Genomic DNA, 20,496 nt, shown 5'->3' on the forward strand with positions numbered 1-20,496 from the left:
CATCTCCTTTAACTTTTAATAATTCTTTTATAATCAATAATTACTTGTTCTAATTGATTTACATTTTTATAATTAAAATAATCACAATTAATTTTAAATCACCATCATTATCAATTTCAATTTCTAAATCTTCATATTTACTATTAAATTCTTCTTGTAATTCTTCAAATTTTTCTATTAATTTCATTGCATTTTGTAATTCTAATTGATTCATTTTTTATACTCCTTTAAAATTTTCTAATTGTAATTCATTAATATAATATTCATATAAGTAATCTCAATTCTCACTTGTTAAATACATATCTTCTTCAATCATTTCATTAATACATTTATTACAATAATAACTATTATCTAATTCACTAATTCAAATATATTTTTCATTATGAATATTACATTTCATTTTTTTCACCTATTAATTTATAAAAACATTTATTACAAGTTCTATTTGCAAATGATGAATTTTTATTACATATATCACATGAACCAAATATTTTATATATTCTTTTATCTTCTTTTAAATTAAGCATTTATATTACTCCTTTAATTAAGAATATTTACTTACAGTAATTAATAAAATTATTAATCCAATTAAAGTTGAAATTAAAGTAATAATTATTTTTATTTTTAATCACTTTTTTTGATGTTCTTTTGCTATTTTGATTTTTTGTTCTATTAATTCTTTCTTTTCTTTTTCTTCCATTTTTAATCCCTTTCTATAATTTTTAATATTTCTTGTATTTCAATATATTTTTTATTTTTAAGTAATTTTTCATTACATAATTTTTTAATTAATTCTATTTTTTCAACATTTAATAACATATTTAATTTCCTTTAATACTTTAAATAAAATATTTTTTCATTATGAGTATTTATATCTTTCATTGGTGTAACAATATAATTTATTGCTAAATCATTATGTTTATATGGATTATTTATTTTAAAACTTTTCATATCTTTTTCTCATGTAATGTTATATTTAAAAAATTTTTGATTATTATTATTTTTAAAAATATAATAACCATTATATTCTTCATAAAATTCACAAGATATTAATTCATTTTCAGTAGTAGTAATATTTGGAATATTTTTAATATATTTTAAAATTTCACTACCTTTAATACTTTCAATATCTTTTGTAATTGATTTTTTACCTAATTTATAATTAAAATCTTCAATTATTTTTATTATTATTTTTTGATTTTGATTATTAATAGTAGTAAATTGTTTAGGAAATCATGTTTCATATTCACCAATTTCTAATAATATTCCACCATTATTTGTTTCTTGTATTTTACTTTTTAAATCTAAACTAATATTTGGCATATAATATTCCTTTCTAATACGTATTTTTACGTATAAGCCTTATCACCTACAGTGATAAAAGGCTTATATATATTTTTATTAATACGTATACGTAATATATTGTGCTTTCACTTTTTATAAGTGAAGCACATATACATAAATAAAAATTATATTTAATAATTAATTTATTTATGTTATGATAATATTGATAATTTATGTATGTAATATATAACCCCCTTTATGTGTAATAATTTATTAATAATTAAAGAACAGGGTTTATGGTTATTGCATTTCTATACAAATTTAATTTCAATTTTATACAATAACAATTCAATAAAAATAAATAAATTACTCTTTTATACTCATATAGTAATATTTACATTTAGTATTCACAATTAGACTATCTACGAGAGTTTTAAAGTTTTTTATTTAACAATTAAAAAATGAGAGTTTTATCTCTCATTTATATTTTTATTAAATCGTATCCAAGTTTGCAATGCGCTCATGATAATTTTAGTATTTGAGCAAGAACGTATCAAACAGTTGGTAAAGCAAGTAATAATAGTAGATTAATACAAAATACATTTATTTTGGCAAATAATACTTTTAAATTTGACCAACCATTTAATTATCCACAAGCAATTCAACCACCCCAATTAATAGAAAGAGCGCATCCTATATTTATTGATTTAAGTAATCAAAGTCAATATGGGATTACAAATAACATTCAAGGTTCACGTGATATAATACCAAATTATCCTTATCAAATGAGACCTTATGTAAATGAAGAATTAAATGGTTATGGTAGAGCAATATTATTTTCATTTAAAGATTATGGTTATGACAGTTTTGATAAATTTCAAGAAGATTATGAAAGTATGACATTTAATTTTAATTTTAATATGAACGCAATTTATGAAACAGTAACAAATTCAAAAAATTGGTTTACACCTATAAAAATTAATTTAAGTGAATTAAAAGATATTAATGAAAATAATCCACAATTTGAATCAAATGTTAATTATTATGATAATAATTCTGGAAATCATAATGATGCTACAGATAATTGAACATTTAATATTATTAATCCTGAATTGTAAAATTAAAAAGGACACTTATATAAAAATTAAATTGTGTTAATTCTATAATTAAGAAAAGAAAGGAATTAGCACAATGTATAAGTATCTGACTATTGAATCAATAATAGCAATAAAAGAATATAAAAGTTATGGATTTTCGATTCGTAAAATAGCAAAAGCCATTGATTATAGTAAATCAACTGTACATAGAGTTTGTAGATTATTAAATCAAAACTTATTACCATTAGAAATATTGAATAAAATTCAAAAAAATAAACAAAATGCAGGTAGAAAATTAATAATTTTAACTTTAATAGAAATTAATACTATTAATCATTTGTTAATTACTAAAAATTATGCTCTTGATATAATTGCTAATTTTTTAAAGGAAAATAAAATAAAAAGTATTTCAACAAAAACTTTATATAACATGTTTAAAACAAATCGAATGGGTTTTGATGAAAATAACTTATTGAGAAAAGGAAAAAATAAACCTCACAAACAAAAAGAAACTAGGGGCAGAATTAATAATTGTAAGTCTATTCATGAAAGAAATTTAATCATTCCTAATATTAAAAATATAGAAGAATTTGGTCATTTAGAGGGTGATACTATCATTGGTAAAGATCATAAAAGTTCTATTATTACTTTAGCTGATATATGATCAAAAACCCAATTCCTTTAGCAACTAAAAATAATAAATCAGAAAATATTACAAAAAGTATAATAAAATTTATTTCAAAGTTACAAAAAGGAACAGTTAAAACTATTACTTTTGATCGTGGTAAAGAATTTAGTAAATGAAAATTAATCGAAAAAAATTGTAATGTTAAGATTTATTTTGCAGATCCTGGTAAACCTTGTCAAAGAGGTTTAAATGAAAATAATAATGGTATTTTAAGAAGATATTTACCAAAATCTACAGATCTATCTTCATATAAACAAAAAGATTTAAATACTATAGCATTTCAAATTAATTCTACACCCAGAAAATCACTATCTTATAAAAGACCAATAGATTTAATACAATTATTTTAAAAAACTGTCCCATTTATATTTACAATTCAGGTAATTTTTAATTCGATTTTCTAATTCTATTATTTGATAAGAATATTCCTTTAATTTTGTAGAAAAGTAATGATACATGATAAAGTGTTATTTTTAGAGAATTTTTACACTAAATAATGTTACTTTTAACAAATTTTTAATTAAAAATAATATTTTAAGTGTAAATTGATGAATAATTTTTGGTCATCCATACTTTTCTACATAATTAAAAGAATATTCTATTTCTTTACTTTTTTCTAAATTAAAATATTTTTTTTATATTTTAAATATTTATTTGCCAATATAATAGTAGTTAAAATTGAAACAGTAATTATAGAAAATATAATAATTATAGTTATTCAAACATTATTAACAATTCATTTTTCTAAACCTTTAAATAATGACTTAATCAAAAATATAATAGTGATAATAATTATTAAACAAATAAAAACTACAATACCAATATTTTCATTCTTTTTCTTATTTTTACTCATAATATTTACTCCAAATTTTTATTATTTAATAAAATTTAATAAATAAATCTTAACATTTTTACTAATGTTTGAAAATATTTTAAAAAAATCTATAATCTTTGATAAGCAGAATATATAGGAGATTAATATCAATATAAGAACAAATTAGTATTGAAAAGCAATTTAGTTCCCATTGATTTTAAAAAATAGAAACTTTAAAATGAATGTTATATCTTTCAATGATAATAGAACAAAAACAATTACTACTATATAAATAATTATATTTAATCAATTTAAAACTTGAAAATTACCATTAATATAATGAAAGATATTTCTACAATATAATCTACGATAATAAAACTCTATCATTTAATAAATTTCTATTGTTTTCAAATTAATAATATTGTATAATGAACAATGAATTAGAATTATAGCAAGGCAGCTACCAGCTGTCTTTATTATTTCTAGTGTAATATATTTTATTTTTTTATTTAAGTATATTTTCATTTTGAAATAAATCTATTTCAAATACTATTAAATAATAAACAACAATGTTTATAAAAAACAAGGAGGAGAAAAAGTGGACAAAGAAATTAGTCAAATCATTTTAAATGCCATAAATGAAATTGCTGAAGAAAAACAAATAGCAAAAGAAGATATCATTGAAGCTTTAAAAGAAGGACTAAAAAAAGCATATGAATATCAAAGTCATCGTGATGATAGTACAAATATCAGAATTGAAATTGATCAAAATAAAGGTACTATTAAAATTTTAAAGGATTTAATTGTTGTTCCAAAAGTTGAAGATCCTGAATTAGAAATTGCACTTTCAACTATTAAAACAAAGAATCCCGGCTTAACAATTGGTGATACATATACGCAAATAATTCCTAGTGATCAATTCTCTCGTTTATCAATTTTTAAAGCTATTCAAGTAGTGAAACAATCAATTCGTGAAGCAGAAAAAACATCAATTTATGATGAATTTATTGATAAAAAAGATCACATATTAATTGGTACTATTGAAAGCGTTGAAGAAACTTATATGTTAATTAAAATTGGTAGAGCCTATGCTTTCTTACCAAAACAAAATCAAATCCCTAGTGAGATCTTACCAAAAAATAAACCAATCGCTAATAATACTTATATCAAATTTTATGTTGAAGATATTATTAAAAATAAAAACTATGGTCAAATTTTAGCATCAAGAACTCACGTTAATTTTTTACGTTGTTTACTAGAATTAGAAGTTCCTGAAATCGCACAAGGTGTAATCGAAGTTAAAGATATTGCTCGTATTCCTGGAATTAGAGCTAAGGTTGCAATTGTTAGTCATGATCCAAGCATTGATGGTATTGGTGCATGTATTGGCCCAAAAGGCGAAAGAACAAAACTAATTACGCAAGAATTAAGTAGCGAAAAAATTGACATTATTGCCTGAAATCCTAATATAAAAGAATATATAATTAACGCTTTAACACCAGCTAAAGTTATTTCAATTGATATTAATGAAGAAGAAAAACAAGCAAATATTATTGTTCCTAATGAACAATTATCATTAGCTATTGGTAAAAATGGTATGGCTGCTAAATTAGTTGCCGGTGTAACTCACTGAAATATTAATATTACTTCATTAGAACAAGCAAATGAAAATAATATTAAATTTACTTGAAATGGTAATATTAAAGAAAGTGAATATGAAAAGTTTATATCTGAATTATTAAAAAAAACACAATGAAAAAATAAAAATCAATAAACAATAAAGTAGGTCGTTATGAATAAAATACCTTTAATTCAACGTAAAAAAATACCAATGCGTAAATGTATAGTTACAAATACTATTTTACCTAAACGTGAATTAATTAGAATTGTTATTAATAAAGAAGGACAATTATTCATTGATAAAACTGGCAAACAAAATGGTCGAGGTGCCTACATCCAACCTAAACTTGAATTAATACCTTTGCTTATTAAAAATAAGGCATTAGAACGAGCATTAAAAACAAAAATTCCAAATAAATTTTATGAACAATTAATTAATGAAATTAAAAAAAATTGAGATTAATTTTCCCAAGCGAAAGGCGGGATGCAAATGGCAAAAAAACGAATATATCAACAAACACAAAATATTAATCAACAACTAAAACAAAAAACATCTCAAATTAATGAAAAAGGAGTATTTTTATATAACGAACCATTAACTATTTCAGAATTTGCTAAAGCATTGCATCATCCAGTAACTGACATTATTAAATACTTCATGAAACAAGGCAAACTATTTAATCAAAATCAAATATTAACTCAAGAATTAATGCTTGAACTTTGTTTGGAATGAAATATTGATTTTGAAAAAGCTAAAGTGGTAACATATGAAAACTTATTAGAAAATATTAATCTCGAAGATGATAAAAAAAATTTAGTAACTCGACCACCTGTTGTTACAATTATGGGCCATGTTGATCATGGAAAAACAACACTATTAGATACTATCCGTAATTCTAAAGTTACTAATCAAGAACACGGTGGTATTACTCAACATATTGGTGCTTATCAAATTAAAACTAATAATAAATTAATTACTTTTATTGATACCCCAGGTCATGAAGCATTTACTGAAATGCGTTCACGTGGTTCTAAAATTACTGATATTGTTGTTCTAGTAGTTGCTGGTGATGATGGTGTGATGCCACAAACTCGTGAAGCAATTGACCATGCAAAAGTAGCTGGTGTTTCAATTATTGTTTTTGTTAATAAAATGGATAAACCAAATGTTAATACTGATCGCATTATGAATGAACTAGCTAATTGTGATTTAACTAGTGAAGAATGAGGTGGCGATACTATTTTTGTTTATGGTAGTGCTTTAAAAAATCAAGGAATTGATGAATTATTAGAAGCAATATTAGTAATTGCTGAATTAAAAGAACTAAATGCTAATCCAAATCGATTTGCTAATGGAACTGTTATCGAATCTCATCATGATAAAAATGTTGGTTCAATTTGTACTTTATTAATACAAGGTGGAACACTAAAAGTTACTGATATTGTAGTTGCGGGTAGTGTTAAAGGAAAAATTAAACGCCTTATTAATGATACTGGTAAAATAATTACTAAAGCTGGACCTTCAATGCCTGTTCAAGTTTTAGGATTTGAAACAGCCCCTACTCCTGGTGAATCTTTTATTGTTTTTAATGATGATAAATTAGCAAGAAAAGTAGCACTAGTACGACAAACAGAAGAAACAAATAAAATTAGAAATAATCGACAAATTAGTTTAGGTAATTTAACACAAGATGTTGCTACAGGTGAATTAAAACAAATTAATGTTATTTTACGAGCAGATACTCAAGGTTCAGTGCAAGCAATCGTTCAAGCAGTAAATAAAATTAATGTTAATGATATTACTGTTAAGTTTATTAGAGCAACTATTGGTGGTATTAGTGAATCAGATATTAAACTTGCTCAAACTTCAGGAAGTATTATTTATGGTTTCAATGTTCGTCCCAATCATGTTATTCGTGAAGCTGCTAACAATGCCGGTGTTGAAATTAGATTACATAATATCATTTATAAAATAACTGAAGAATTAGAATTGGCTGCTAAAGGTTTATTAGAACCAACTTATGAAGATAAAATTCTTGGTCAAGCACGAGTTATTAAAACTTTTCATTTTTCAAAAGTAGGAACAATTGCTGGTTGTGTTGTCATTAATGGTTTCATTCAACGTAATAGCAAAGTTCATATCATTCGTGATGATGTTGTTATTTATAACGGTGAAATCAGTGGTTTAAAACATGAAAAAAATGATTTAAAAATTGCTAAAAAAGAAACTCAATGCGGTATTACTATTAAAAATTTTAATGACTTAAAAGAAAATGATATTATTGAATCATATTTAGTAGAAGAAGTGGAGACAAAATAGGATGTCTATCATTAAATTTGAACAACAAGAAAGTTTCTTAAAAAAAGAAATTACTAATATATTAAAAAAAGAATCAAAAAATATTCTTTTCAAAGATATCACTATTACTAATGTAAAAATAACAAAAGATAACAGTTATGCTACCATTTATTGAACAGTTTACTTAGATAATTTAGATATTAAAACCATTAGTAATGCTTTAGAAAAAGCAAAAGGTTTTTGTCGAAGCGCACTTGCTAAAACAAGTAATAAATATAAAGTTCCAGAATTACGCTTTAAATATGATAATACCAACACTAGAGTTAAAAACATTGAAGAAATATTAAAAAATATCAAAAATAATAATTCTTCAAATGAATAAAAAGAATTAAAATGAGATTTATAATCTCATTTTAATTTTTTAAATTTAAAATTTTTTTATAATAATTATTTAATAATTACCTGAATTGTAAATATAAATGGGACAGTTTTTTAAAATAATTCCTGAATTGTAAAATTAAAAAGGACACTTATATAAAAATTAAATTGTGTTAATTCTATAATTAAGAAAAGAAAGGAATTAGCACAATGTATAAGTATCTGACTATTGAATCAATAATAGCAATAAAAGAATATAAAAGTTATGGATTTTCGATTCGTAAAATAGCAAAAGCCATTGATTATAGTAAATCAACTGTACATAGAGTTTGTAGATTATTAAATCAAAACTTATTGCCATTAGAAATATTGAATAAAATTCAAAAAAATAAACAAAATGCAGGTAGAAAATTAATAATTTTAACTTTAATAGAAATTAATACTATTAATCATTTGTTAATTACTAAAAATTATGCTCTTGATATAATTGCTAATTTTTTAAAGGAAAATAAAATAAAAAGTATTTCAACAAAAACTTTATATAACATGTTTAAAACAAATCGAATGGGTTTTGATGAAAATAACTTATTGAGAAAAGGAAAAAATAAACCTCACAAACAAAAAGAAACTAGGGGCAGAATTAATAATTGTAAGTCTATTCATGAAAGAAATTTAATCATTCCTAATATTAAAAATATAGAAGAATTTGGTCATTTAGAAGGTGATACTATCATTGGTAAAGATCATAAAAGTTCTATTATTACTTTAGCTGATATATGATCAAAAACCACAATTCCTTTAGCAACTAAAAATAATAAATCAGAAAATATTACAAAAAGTATAATAAAATTTATTTCAAAGTTACAAAAAGGAACAGTTAAAACTATTACTTTTGATCGTGGTAAAGAATTTAGTAAATGAAAATTAATCGAAAAAAATTGTAATGTTAAGATTTATTTTGCAGATCCTGGTAAACCTTGTCAAAGAGGTTTAAATGAAAATAATAATGGTATTTTAAGAAGATATTTACCAAAATCTACAGATCTATCTTCATATAAACAAAAAGATTTAAATACTATAGCATTTCAAATTAATTCTACACCCAGAAAATCACTATCTTATAAAAGACCAATAGATTTAATACAATTATTTTAAAAAACTGTCCCATTTATATTTACAATTCAGGATTTATAAAAATATTTCATAATTTTATCTTTTTGCTTGTAATAACTAATATTTATGTTTAATATTAAAATTGAAATTAATATTTATATTAATCTAAATTAGATAAGTATAATTAATAATAATTAGTTTTCAGCGAGAGTGAATAGTGTAAGCACTTAACCATTATTAATTAGAAGCTCCTAATTTAACAATTTTAATCATTAATTAAGCGCATTTACTTTGTAAGTGAATTAGGATGGTACCGCGTTAAAAAACGTTCATATTTTGATAGGAATTTTTATTATTTTGAGGAGAAATTATTATGTCAATAAAATGAACAACAGATAAAGTTAGAACAACTTGATTAAATTTTTTTAAAAGTTATGATCATCACATTTTAGAAAGTGCATCACTTGTTCCAAATGATGATCCTTCACTATTGTGGATTAATTCTGGAGTTGCTACATTAAAACCATATTTTGATGGACGACAAACCCCAATTGCTAAAAGATTAGCAAATTCACAAAAAGCAATTAGAACTAATGATATTGAAAATATTGGTATTACAGCAAGACATCAAACTTTTTTTGAAATGTTAGGTAATTTTTCAATTGGTGATTATTTTAAAAAAGAAGCTATTGTTTGAGGATGAGAACTTTTAACTAGTAAAAAGTGATTAAATTTAGATGCTAATTTATTATATGTAACAGTTTTTAATGAAGATAAAGAAACATATAATTTATGATTAAATATTATTAAATTACCAAAAAAACGTATTATTAAAGGTACAAGATCTACTAACTTTTGAGATATGGGTCAAGGTCCTTGTGGTCCTAATACTGAAATTTATTATGATCGTGGTATTAAATATGATCCTGAAAATATTGGTATTAAATTATTAAAAGATGATATTGAAAATGATCGTTATATTGAAATTTGAAATATTGTTTTTTCACAATTTAATAATGATGGCAAAAATAATTATACTGATTTACCAAGAAAAAATATTGATACTGGTGCAGGATTAGAAAGACTAGTAGCAATTTTACAAGATGTGCCAACTAACTTTGATACTGATTTATTTCAAAATATTATTCATGAATGTGAAAAATTGACAAATTTTTGTTATGATATTAATAATTATTTTACACAAGAGATTAAGCAAAAAACTATTAATACTGCATTTAAAATTATTGCTGATCATATTCGTTGCTTAGTTTTTGCAATTAGTGATGGTGTTTTTCCTAGTAATAAAGATCGTGGTTATGTATTACGAAGATTGATTAGAAGAGCTGTTGTATATGGACAAAAACTTAATATTAATGAACCATTTTTGTTTAAGTTAGTTTCAATTATTATCAAAGTTATGGGTCAACATTATCAAGAATTACATAAAAAAATCGATTTAGTAACTAATATTATTAAAAGCGAAGAATTAAAATTTTGAACAACATTGATAACAGGAAAACAATTATTATTACAAGTTATTAGAGATAATAAAAAAGTAGATGCAACTGCGGCTTTTAAATTATTTGATACCTATGGTTATCCTATTGAATTAACATTAGAGATTGCAAATGAAGAAAATGCTACTGTTGATTTAAAAGGTTTTCAAAAGTTATTAGATAACAGTAAAGATAATACAAGAAAAGTAAGAATTAATCATCAAGCATTAACAATTCAATCTTCATTACTAACTAATTTAAAAGTTCCTTCAACCTTTGTTGGTTATGATAAAGAACAAATAAATACAAATATTGTTTTTATGTTTAAATCAGAGCATGAGGTAAAATTTTTAAAAAATGAAAAAGGTTATTTAATTTTAAATGAAACGCCTTTTTATGCAGAAAAGGGGGGGCAAGCATCTGATGATGGTATTATCAAAGGAGAAAATGGAACGGCCTCTGTTATTGATGTACAACAAGGACCACAAAAACAGCATATTCATAAAGTGGAAGTAAAAGGTGAATTAACACAAACAGAAATTGTTGAAGCACAAATTAATAGTTCACATCGTTTTTATACAAGAAAAAATCATTCAGGAACTCATTTATTACATGCTGCTTTAAGAAAATTATTAGGTTTACATGTTATGCAATCTGGAAGTTTTAATAATTATCAATATTTACGATTAGATTTTAGTCATTATGAAATGTTAACTTTAGAACAAATTATAAGTATAGAACAACAAGTAAGTAAATGAATTAAAGGTAAATATCCTTGTGAAATTATTTATTGTACATATGAAGAAGCAATCAAAATTGGAGCTTTAGCTTTTTTTGGTGAAAAATATGAAGAAAAAGTTCGAGTAATTAAGTTTGGTGATTTTTCAATTGAACTTTGTGGGGGTACTCATTGTTATAATTCACAAGAAGTAGAACAATTATTAATAACTAATGTTGAATCAAAAGGATCTGGTTCTTATCGAATTCATGCTTTAACATCATTAAAAACTATTAATGAATACTTAACACAACAAATAATGATGATTAAAGAACAAAGCAATAATTTATTTATTCAATATCAAAAAAATAAAGATAATTGTATGCAAGAAGAAGAAATTGAAAAAATATATGATGCTATTAATAATTTAAAAGTGGTAGCTGCTGATTGAAGAAAGGGAAAAATGTTATTACTAGAATTACATGGTTTATTTAAAAAATGACAAATTAATTTTGAAGAATTAAATCGTCAGAAGATAGTGAAAAAATATTTAACTTTAGTGCCAAAAAATGAAAATAATTATAAACTATTAATTGCAAATTTTGAAAATTTAGATATTAAAACATTAAGAGAAATAATTGAACATTATCGTAATCAATATCAAAATATTATTATTATTTTTATTAATAAAATTAATAATCAAGAATATTTAGTATTAGTTGCTTCAAGTAAAGAATTACATAATAATAAACAATATCAAAGTAATAATATTTTACAAAAAATATTAAAAATATATAATGGTAAGGGTGGCGGTAGCCCAATTTTAGCACAAGGGAAGATTAATAAATATATTACAGAGCAAGAAATTAATAAAATTATACGTTAGATTTAATATTAATTTATTAATTACTACTTATATTATTATTTTTCTATTTTTTTTAGTTAAATATGGTAAAGTTAAATCATAAAAATTATATATCATAGTTAGTATTAGTTACTATTAAAAGTTTTTAAAATTTCTAATTTTTATTTACATTCTTTTATTACCTGAATTGTAAATATAAATGGGACAGTTTTTTAAAATAATTGTATTAAATCTATTGGTCTTTTATAAGATAGTGATTTTCTGGGTGTAGAATTAATTTGAAATGCTATAGTATTTAAATCTTTTTGTTTATATGAAGATAGATCTGTAGATTTTGGTAAATATCTTCTTAAAATACCATTATTATTTTCATTTAAACCTCTTTGACAAGGTTTACCAGGATCTGCAAAATAAATCTTAACATTACAATTTTTTTCGATTAATTTTCATTTACTAAATTCTTTACCACGATCAAAAGTAATAGTTTTAACTTTTAATTATGTAGAAAAGTATGGATGACCAAAAATTATTCATCAATTTACACTTAAAATATTATTTTTAATTAAAAATTTGTTAAAAGTAACATTATTTAGTGTAAAAATTCTCTAAAAATAACACTTTATCATGTATCATTACTTTTCTACAAAATTAAAGGTTTTAACTGTTCCTTTTTGTAACTTTGAAATAAATTTTATTATACTTTTTGTAATATTTTCTGATTTATTATTTTTAGTTGCTAAAGGAATTGTGGTTTTTGATCATATATCAGCTAAAGTAATAATAGAACTTTTATGATCTTTACCAATGATAGTATCACCTTCTAAATGACCAAATTCTTCTATATTTTTAATATTAGGAATGATTAAATTTCTTTCATGAATAGACTTACAATTATTAATTCTGCCCCTAGTTTCTTTTTGTTTGTGAGGTTTATTTTTTCCTTTTCTCAATAAGTTATTTTCATCAAAACCCATTCGATTTGTTTTAAACATGTTATATAAAGTTTTTGTTGAAATACTTTTTATTTTATTTTCCTTTAAAAAATTAGCAATTATATCAAGAGCATAATTTTTAGTAATTAACAAATGATTAATAGTATTAATTTCTATTAAAGTTAAAATTATTAATTTTCTACCTGCATTTTGTTTATTTTTTTGAATTTTATTCAATATTTCTAATGGTAATAAGTTTTGATTTAATAATCTACAAACTCTATGTACAGTTGATTTACTATAATCAATGGCTTTTGCTATTTTACGAATCGAAAATCCATAACTTTTATATTCTTTTATTGCTATTATTGATTCAATAGTCAGATACTTATACATTGTGCTAATTCCTTTCTTTTCTTAATTATAGAATTAACACAATTTAATTTTTATATAAGTGTCCTTTTTAATTTTACAATTCAGGTTATAAAAAAAATAATTTAGTAACAATCTAGTTCATTAATTATAATTTTTATTTATAAGTATTAAAAGAGAATACCATTCAATTGAAATGTATATTTAAGTAGTCCTATTTTACTTATTAAAAGTAAAGCAGGACTTTTATAATTAAAAGGGGGAAAAATGAAAACAAAAAAGAATTCAGAACAAACACCTTTATTAAATAAAAATAACAATAATTACAATGCAATCAAAAGTCAAGATCAACCTTCAACAAGTCAAGAACATGTTAATGGATATCATCAAGAAAATTTAGAAGTTAGAAATGAAGACAATATTAATTACACAAGAACAGAAAGTCAAGATCAATTTTCAACAAGCGATGAAGAAGAGTGAATAAATGATACTAATAGTCGTTATGGTGGAATAACACAAAAAAGATTAGATATTAATGGACGTTGAAAATATCGTACGAGATTTGAACCTGGTGTAGTATATTCTAGTATAATGATTCATGAAAATGTTATTGATATTTCTAATGATTTAAAATGACAGAAAACTATTCGTTTGAAAAACGGTAGAGTGATTTTAGAATTATCAAATTTAGATGAAAATAATCAATTTGAACAAAAATTTGGCAATGTTTAGTAATCTGTGTAACTTACAAAAATAACTATGTTTAATTAATTCTAGTAAATATAATTAAATGACTAGAAAGAGTGAGTTACAGATGGCTAAAAAACAAAATATTAATAATAATGATCCAATATCAAAAGCAGTAGATTTATTATTAGAAAATACTGAAGATTTAACAACAGTTTTTAAAGAAGGGGGTTTATATAAAGAATTAACAAAACGTTTAGTTGAAAAAATGTTGAATTCTGAAATGCAAAATTATTTAGGATATGAAAAAAATCAACATAGTAATACTGAAAATGCTCGTAATGGTACAAGTTCAAAAAAATTAATAACTCAACAAGGTAAAATTGAGATTGATGTACCAAGAGATCGCAATAGTGATTTTACTCCTGTAATAGTTGCAAAAAGACAGCGAAGATTTGATGGTTTTGATCAACAAGTGCTTTCACTATATGCAAAAGGTATGACTCTATCTGACATTAGAATGCAGTTACAAGAGTTATATCATGGTGCTGATATTAGTGAAAGTGTTATTAGTCAAATTACTGATGATGTTATTGATGATGTCAAAACATGACAAAATCGACCATTAGAAAGCGTTTATCCGATTGTTTATTTTGATTGTATAGTAGTTAAAGTTCGACAAGATAAACGGATTATTAATAAATCAGTTTATATAGCATTAGGAGTTGATTTAGAAGGTAAAAAAGATGTTTTAGGCTTATGAATTAGTGAAAATGAAGGTGCTAAATTTTGATTAGCTAATTTCACAGAAATGAAAAATCGAGGCTTAAATGATATTTTGATTGCTTGTAGTGATAATTTAACAGGCATGTCAGAAGCAATACAAGCAATTTATCCTAAAACAGAACATCAATTATGCATTGTTCATCAAATTCGAAATAGTTTAAAATATGTTTCATACAAACATCGAAAAACTCTAGTTACAGATTTAAAACCAATTTATAGTGCATGTAGTGAAGAACAAGCAATGCAAGCTTTAGAATCATTTGAAAGTAAATGAAATAAACAATATCCCCAAATTGCTAAATCTTGATATAAAAATTGAGAAAATTTGATGATTTTTATTAGTTATCCTGCAGAAATCAAACGAGTAATTTATACAACAAATGCTATTGAATCTGTTAATAGTCAATTACGAAAAGTTATTAGAAACAAAAAAGCTTTTCCTAATGATATGTCAGTTTTTAAAATATTTTATTTAGCAATTGAAAATATAACAAAAAAATGAACATTGCCTATTCAAAATTGAAATACAGCAATTGCTCATTTTATGATAAAATTTGAAGACAGAATTAATCTGAACTAGTACTTTGTAAAACAAAGATACACAGATTTCTAAAAAGCCTCTTTTATTTTGTTTTTTAAGTGCTTTTTTATTAGGGTCTTTTAATGATTTTCCAAAAGAAATTAAAGCACTTCCTAATTTTACTAATACATAACCACCACTAATACAAGCATTAGCAATAATTATAATTAAACTTGTATCCATTATATTAATCACCACCTTTCTAAAATATTTGATTAATTTTAAATACAATTTTTACAATAACAAAAATAATTAAACCAGCAACAGCAGAAGATAATATAACTCCAATTAAACCTAAAATAATCTTTATAATTTTAAAAATCATAATTTTATTCCTACAATTCTTCTAATTTTCATATATTACCTTTTAAATTACCTTTTCCACTATAAATAGTAATTAATTTTGCATGTTGAACTGATAAAATTACTATATTAACACTATCATTAAAGGTTTGTATTGGTACACCAGCAATTTTGTTATCCGTTATAATAAATTCTTGAATAGTATAAACTGGATTATATATACTTCAAGAATAATAAACTCTATAATGTTTATTAACTATAAAATCATAAGTAATTTGTCAATTATCTCATTTATTTTTTTCTCTTGTTCCTACATCTTTTCATTGTTGATTATTTGGACTTGGTGTTGGATTATTTGGTAATTCAATATCTCAACAATTTTCTTCAACTTCATTTGTTTCTAAACTTTTTGAATTAATTTTTATTTTTGGTGTAACATCAACTTTAATTGTATTTTGTAATTCTTCTAATGAAAGAATAGCACCATAATTAATATCTCCACCTTTTAAATATAAACTACAATTAAAACTACTTTCTCTAACAGTTAAAGTTAATATTACATCTTCATCTTTAATTTTAAATTTTGCAAGTAAATAATCTCCACCTAAATAATTACCAGTTTTAAATTCTACTTTATGCTTTATATTTGCTTGATTTACTGGTAATTCATCTAATGTTATAATTACTCTATATACAGTATTAAAATTAATTTCAAACGTATCTCATTCACGATTATTTTTACTTTTACTTATTACTTTTCATATTTCTTTATCTTGTTTAGTATTTACTTTATCATCAACATATTTTTTTGTAGTTGCATCTTTATCTTGTTCTGGTTCACCTATATTAACAATTCTTTTATTATTAGCAGTAATTAATCTTTTTTCTTTAGGTTGAATAATATTTGAACTATTTGGGTCTATTTCTCATAATGATTCACCATTAGCACTAATAGTATTAGTTTTTTCATCAATCTTAATATTTTCACCAGCAATTAATTTATCTTGCTTTTGTTCTATTAAATTATCAACATATTCTTTATTTGTACCATCAGTTTCAAAAGTAGGTGTACCAACATCAATTATTCTTTTACTATTAGCAATAATACCTTTATTATCTTTTAATTTAACAAAATTAAGATTATCTTTATCAACTTCTCATAATGAATCAATATTACTATCAACATTTAATTTTAATTTAGGTATAGTATCACTAACATCTTGAATAGTAATACCAGTACCAGCAATAATTCCTTCTTTTCGTAAAAATGTTTTATTACCAGAATCTCAAGTAATTACTCTTGTATCACTTTCATCAAAAATACTAGGAGTATTAAAATTATCTGTATTACATGAAATAGGATTATTAATTGCTTTTCTTGGTGTATGTAAATTTGCTTGTTGTAATAAATTATATACTTCCATTAATACATAATCTGGTTCACTTGGGGGACTAATACTACTTGATAAACCATTACCACTAATAGATACACTACTTCTTATAAATGCCATTCCATCAGTTAAATAATATATAGTCATTCTTGCTGTTGCTCTTTTAACTAATTGTTGTTGAGTTTCATTAAGATTTTTAAATCCTATTACTTCAATTTGATTACCAGTAATAGTATTTATACGCTCACTTGCAATAGCAATTGCCATAATAGTAAAATCAGTTTTAGTATTATCAGTAGTAGTTTGGTCAGCATCTGGTATAAAACCATATATAGTTTTTAAATCATCTTTTGTAATATAATTTAAATTTACATTTCAATCAATATTATTTTTGTTTTCCATAATTTTTAAACCTTTCATATCCATGTACTGCTTGTGATTTATTAACTACACCAATAACTGATTTATATTTCTTTTGTTGAATTACTTTTTTACCTATATTTTTAGAATTTCTACGTGCTAAGTATTCTTTATCTTCTTTATCTAATCCGCCATGATAATACTGTCTTATAAGTACTGAATTAGCACCGGTACCGTAAGCACCAGTTGCTTTACACATATCAATTCACATTTCTTTTGATATCATAAAGTAATCATATGATTTACTTAAATTAGTTCTATATGTTAATGTAGCAATACCATAAGTACTAGACTGTTGTTGTATTACTGGAGTTCATATACCACCTGCTAATGCACTACTAGAAAGATTTACATAAACTCCAATCATACTGTCATAATCTTCTTGTGTTAAAGAATTCATTATTATTTCTTTACCTTTATCCATTAATGACTTACCATTTAAATATTGTTTTTGAATATGTTGTAATTTAGCAATATTATTATTAGTAATATGTGTCATGATTTTTTTATGAATTACTGGTAAATTAGTAAGTGTTTGAAGATTTTTATTAAAACTATTTAATTCATCTTGTAACTTTCCTTTTCCTAAAGTTTTAGAAAAAATTCTAGTTTTTAATATTCCTGCTGGATTTTTTAAAAAACTATTAAATAATGAATTACTTTTTTTAAATTTTTCTATTAATTCAGCAGTTTGTATATCAGTAACAGCAGTCTCTAATATCATTCTTAACAATAATATAATAGGCATTTAAATTACTTCTTTGTAAAAGTTACTTGTAAAGAACCATCATATAAAGTTTTACCTTCAACATTAGCACTTGTTGCTGTTAAATCTGAAAAATTAGCATTACCTTTAACATAATTAGGATTTTTAGCAATAACTGCTTTTTCTACTTCATCTGCTGTTGGAGTATCACCAGCCATAGTTATTTTTCCTAAATTAGTAAATTCAATTGCTGTAGCAATATCAATACTTGAAGTAACTGTAAATCCTTTAACTAAATCGGGTCTTAATGCTTTACCTTCTGAAACTAAAAACTTATGAAAATTCTTAACATTCCCATTAGTTTGTAAAACAAAAATATTATCTTGACCACGATTAAAAGGAAATGCTAATGCTTCTTTATGAACTAATACAGCATCACATCCTAAAAAATTAAATCCTTCTTTTTTATCAATAACTCCAGCAGGATAATTTCTACCTAATCAAGGACATTCTACAATTTTAATACCACCAATTTCTACGATTTTACCATCTTTTAATGCTTGTGAAGCACTATCACTACCTAATGTAGTTGTTGATAATAATACTAATGGTTTAAAGAAACTAGATACTCATAATGTATAATCTTCTTCATCTGTACCAATATATTCATCACTAATTCTTGCTTTTAATGTTGCTAATGTATTTGATATTTTTAATCACAAAAGCATACGATAATCATCAATTTTTGGTGTACTTGGTAATGCAATTTTAATAATGTCGTTATCTTTTGCTGTTTTAACTGCTAATGATAATAATTTTGCTACTAAATATGTTTCAACTGATTTTGCTTTAGCATCAATTCAACTTGATGCTAAACTATCTGATACAAGAACATTACCATCTTCATATTTTGCACCTAATCTTTTTAAATCTAATGTTTCTTCTTCAAAAGTAATTTGTTTCTTTTTATCTAGTAAAATTTGTTCAACTCTTGTTGCTGTTAAATCATTAGCACCAGCACCAGCATTATAATCATCTGTAAGATTTCTTTTTGTAATATTATAAATAGCAGTACCAGCATCTAATTGTTCTCTATTTTCTATTGTAGCATTAATTAATGCAACTCTTTTTGATAATAAAACTTTTAAATTTTTAATATATTTTACTGATAAATCTGCTTTACCACTAGGTGTACTAGGGTCATTAATTGTTGTTGATTGTGTTGTAATAATTGCCATTTTTATTCTCCTTTAATTTGTTTTCAATCATTTATTAGTTGTTTTTGAAAATTAATTAGTTTTTCTAAATCAATATTACTTGCTTTATATTCAATAATAAGTTTTTCAATATTATAGTCTTCTGGTAATACTATTTTAGTACTTCTAGTAATTTTAAAAATATCAGGATAATCTCTTTTAATATTTTCATATTTTTTATTAAATTCTTTTAATGTCATATTAACCATCTACCATTCCTATTTTTCTAGTATCTACTTCATCTTCTTTATTTTCTTTAAATTTATCTTTTATATCTAAAGAATTACTAATATTTGTATCTTTATTTTTATTAAATAAATGTGGAAAATCTTTATTTAAATTTGATAATTCTTCATCAATATCTTCTTTATCACCAAGATATCTTTTTAATAAATTAATATTTTCTTGTGATAAATCATATTTTTTATAACTTTCTGAATGTCTAATTTCTCTATCTTTATCAGTTTTTTCTTTATATAAAGCATTATATTTTTCTTCTAATTCTTTATATTTTTCTTCTAAAGTTGGTTCTTTAGTTTCTTCAGTTTCTGGTTCTTTTTTCTCTTCAGATTCAGATTCTTTTTCAGTATTTTCTTCTGATTTTACTTCTTCTTCCTTAGTTTCTTCTTGTTCATCTTTTTCTTTTTCTTCCATAGTATTACCTTCTTTCATTTCATTTTCATTTAACATA

Annotated in this window: 20 protein-coding genes and 3 pseudogenes; 10 read left to right on the top strand and 13 right to left on the bottom strand. The window is 23.2% G+C overall.

Annotation, left to right across the window (positions count from 1 at the left end):
• Positions 1-58: 58 nt before the first annotated feature.
• The 5 genes from AAHH39_RS07245 to AAHH39_RS07265 all read right to left on the bottom strand — a co-directional run bounded on the left by AAHH39_RS07245 (position 59) and on the right by AAHH39_RS07265 (position 1,323).
• Positions 59-214 carry a hypothetical protein gene (locus AAHH39_RS07245; protein WP_342217558.1) on the bottom strand — a complete coding sequence of 52 codons (156 nt, stop codon included), beginning with the start codon at positions 212-214 and terminating at the stop codon, positions 59-61.
• Positions 215-217: 3 nt separating this feature from the next.
• Positions 218-400 (bottom strand): hypothetical protein, encoded by a 183-nt coding sequence (locus AAHH39_RS07250; protein WP_342217559.1) that lies wholly within the window; start codon positions 398-400, stop codon positions 218-220.
• Complete coding sequence (locus AAHH39_RS07255; RefSeq protein WP_342217560.1) at positions 390-527, bottom strand: hypothetical protein; 138 nt, start codon at positions 525-527, stop codon at positions 390-392. Before AAHH39_RS07255 ends, AAHH39_RS07250 begins: the two co-directional genes overlap by 11 nt.
• Before the next feature lie 17 nt (positions 528-544).
• A complete protein-coding gene (locus AAHH39_RS07260) occupies positions 545-700 on the bottom strand; it encodes a hypothetical protein (protein ID WP_342217561.1) in 156 nt (51 codons plus the stop codon).
• Positions 701-831: 131 nt separating this feature from the next.
• Entirely contained in the window at positions 832-1,323 is a 492-nt protein-coding gene (locus AAHH39_RS07265; protein ID WP_342217562.1) for a hypothetical protein, read from the bottom strand.
• A 422-nt stretch (positions 1,324-1,745) separates the two neighbouring features.
• On the opposite strand from AAHH39_RS07265, the gene AAHH39_RS07270 reads away from it, so the two are divergent.
• From AAHH39_RS07270 to alaS, 8 genes and pseudogenes are all read left to right on the top strand, one after another.
• Entirely contained in the window at positions 1,746-2,402 is a 657-nt protein-coding gene (locus tag AAHH39_RS07270) for a hypothetical protein (protein ID WP_342217563.1), read from the top strand.
• Positions 2,403-2,475: 73 nt separating this feature from the next.
• Positions 2,476-3,419 (top strand): annotated as a pseudogene (locus AAHH39_RS13390) (IS30 family transposase).
• A 1,062-nt stretch (positions 3,420-4,481) separates the two neighbouring features.
• Positions 4,482-5,657: a transcription termination factor NusA gene (gene nusA, locus AAHH39_RS07285; RefSeq protein ID WP_342217566.1), complete on the top strand. Its 1,176-nt coding sequence runs from the start codon at positions 4,482-4,484 to the stop codon at positions 5,655-5,657.
• 18 nt (positions 5,658-5,675) lie between these two features.
• On the top strand, positions 5,676-5,966 hold the full coding sequence (gene rnpM / locus AAHH39_RS07290) for an RNase P modulator RnpM (protein ID WP_342217567.1): 291 nt from the start codon (positions 5,676-5,678) through the stop codon (positions 5,964-5,966).
• A 27-nt stretch (positions 5,967-5,993) separates the two neighbouring features.
• A complete protein-coding gene (infB, locus tag AAHH39_RS07295) occupies positions 5,994-7,823 on the top strand; it encodes a translation initiation factor IF-2 (protein WP_342217568.1) in 1,830 nt (609 codons plus the stop codon).
• 1 nt (position 7,824) lies between these two features.
• Positions 7,825-8,184 (top strand): 30S ribosome-binding factor RbfA, encoded by a 360-nt coding sequence (gene rbfA, locus AAHH39_RS07300; RefSeq protein ID WP_252320089.1) that lies wholly within the window; start codon positions 7,825-7,827, stop codon positions 8,182-8,184.
• Between the two features lie 206 nt (positions 8,185-8,390).
• Entirely contained in the window at positions 8,391-9,335 is a 945-nt protein-coding gene (locus AAHH39_RS07305) for an IS30 family transposase (protein ID WP_342217458.1), read from the top strand.
• A gap of 331 nt (positions 9,336-9,666) precedes the next feature.
• Positions 9,667-12,393, top strand: a complete 2,727-nt coding sequence (alaS, locus tag AAHH39_RS07310; protein WP_342217569.1) for an alanine--tRNA ligase — start codon at positions 9,667-9,669, stop codon at positions 12,391-12,393.
• A gap of 191 nt (positions 12,394-12,584) precedes the next feature.
• Here the strand turns inward: alaS and AAHH39_RS13395 are convergent.
• Both AAHH39_RS13395 and AAHH39_RS07315 read right to left on the bottom strand, forming a co-directional pair.
• Positions 12,585-12,863 (bottom strand): annotated as a pseudogene (locus AAHH39_RS13395) (IS30 family transposase); the annotation flags it as partial.
• A gap of 171 nt (positions 12,864-13,034) precedes the next feature.
• A pseudogene (locus AAHH39_RS07315) lies at positions 13,035-13,700 on the bottom strand (IS30 family transposase); the annotation flags it as partial.
• Positions 13,701-13,943: 243 nt separating this feature from the next.
• On the opposite strand from AAHH39_RS07315, the gene AAHH39_RS07320 reads away from it, so the two are divergent.
• Together AAHH39_RS07320 and AAHH39_RS07325 are read left to right on the top strand one after the other, a co-directional pair.
• On the top strand, positions 13,944-14,408 hold the full coding sequence (locus AAHH39_RS07320) for a hypothetical protein (protein WP_342217571.1): 465 nt from the start codon (positions 13,944-13,946) through the stop codon (positions 14,406-14,408).
• Between the two features lie 82 nt (positions 14,409-14,490).
• Complete coding sequence (locus tag AAHH39_RS07325) at positions 14,491-15,729, top strand: IS256 family transposase (RefSeq protein ID WP_342219338.1); 1,239 nt, start codon at positions 14,491-14,493, stop codon at positions 15,727-15,729.
• A 202-nt stretch (positions 15,730-15,931) separates the two neighbouring features.
• On the opposite strand, the gene AAHH39_RS07330 is transcribed toward AAHH39_RS07325, so the two are convergent.
• From AAHH39_RS07330 to AAHH39_RS07355, 6 genes are read right to left on the bottom strand one after another with little or no spacing between them, the layout of a single operon-like run.
• Positions 15,932-16,054, bottom strand: coding sequence for a hypothetical protein (locus tag AAHH39_RS07330; RefSeq protein ID WP_342217572.1), 123 nt, complete (start codon positions 16,052-16,054; stop codon positions 15,932-15,934).
• Positions 16,055-16,064: 10 nt separating this feature from the next.
• Entirely contained in the window at positions 16,065-17,843 is a 1,779-nt protein-coding gene (locus AAHH39_RS07335) for a hypothetical protein (RefSeq protein ID WP_342217573.1), read from the bottom strand.
• A complete protein-coding gene (locus AAHH39_RS07340; RefSeq protein WP_342217574.1) occupies positions 17,809-18,591 on the bottom strand; it encodes a hypothetical protein in 783 nt (260 codons plus the stop codon). Before AAHH39_RS07340 ends, AAHH39_RS07335 begins: the two co-directional genes overlap by 35 nt.
• A gap of 5 nt (positions 18,592-18,596) precedes the next feature.
• Positions 18,597-19,787, bottom strand: a complete 1,191-nt coding sequence (locus tag AAHH39_RS07345; protein ID WP_342217575.1) for a hypothetical protein — start codon at positions 19,785-19,787, stop codon at positions 18,597-18,599.
• Positions 19,788-19,789: 2 nt separating this feature from the next.
• On the bottom strand, positions 19,790-20,005 hold the full coding sequence (locus AAHH39_RS07350; protein WP_342217576.1) for a hypothetical protein: 216 nt from the start codon (positions 20,003-20,005) through the stop codon (positions 19,790-19,792).
• A gap of 1 nt (position 20,006) precedes the next feature.
• On the bottom strand, positions 20,007-20,495 hold the full coding sequence (locus tag AAHH39_RS07355; protein ID WP_342217577.1) for a hypothetical protein: 489 nt from the start codon (positions 20,493-20,495) through the stop codon (positions 20,007-20,009).
• Position 20,496 lies beyond the last annotated feature (1 nt).

The sequence above is a fragment of the Spiroplasma endosymbiont of Amphimallon solstitiale genome, from assembly GCF_964030965.1.
In the GTDB taxonomy this organism is placed as follows: Bacteria; Bacillota_I; Bacilli_A; order Mycoplasmatales; family VBWQ01; genus Spiroplasma_E.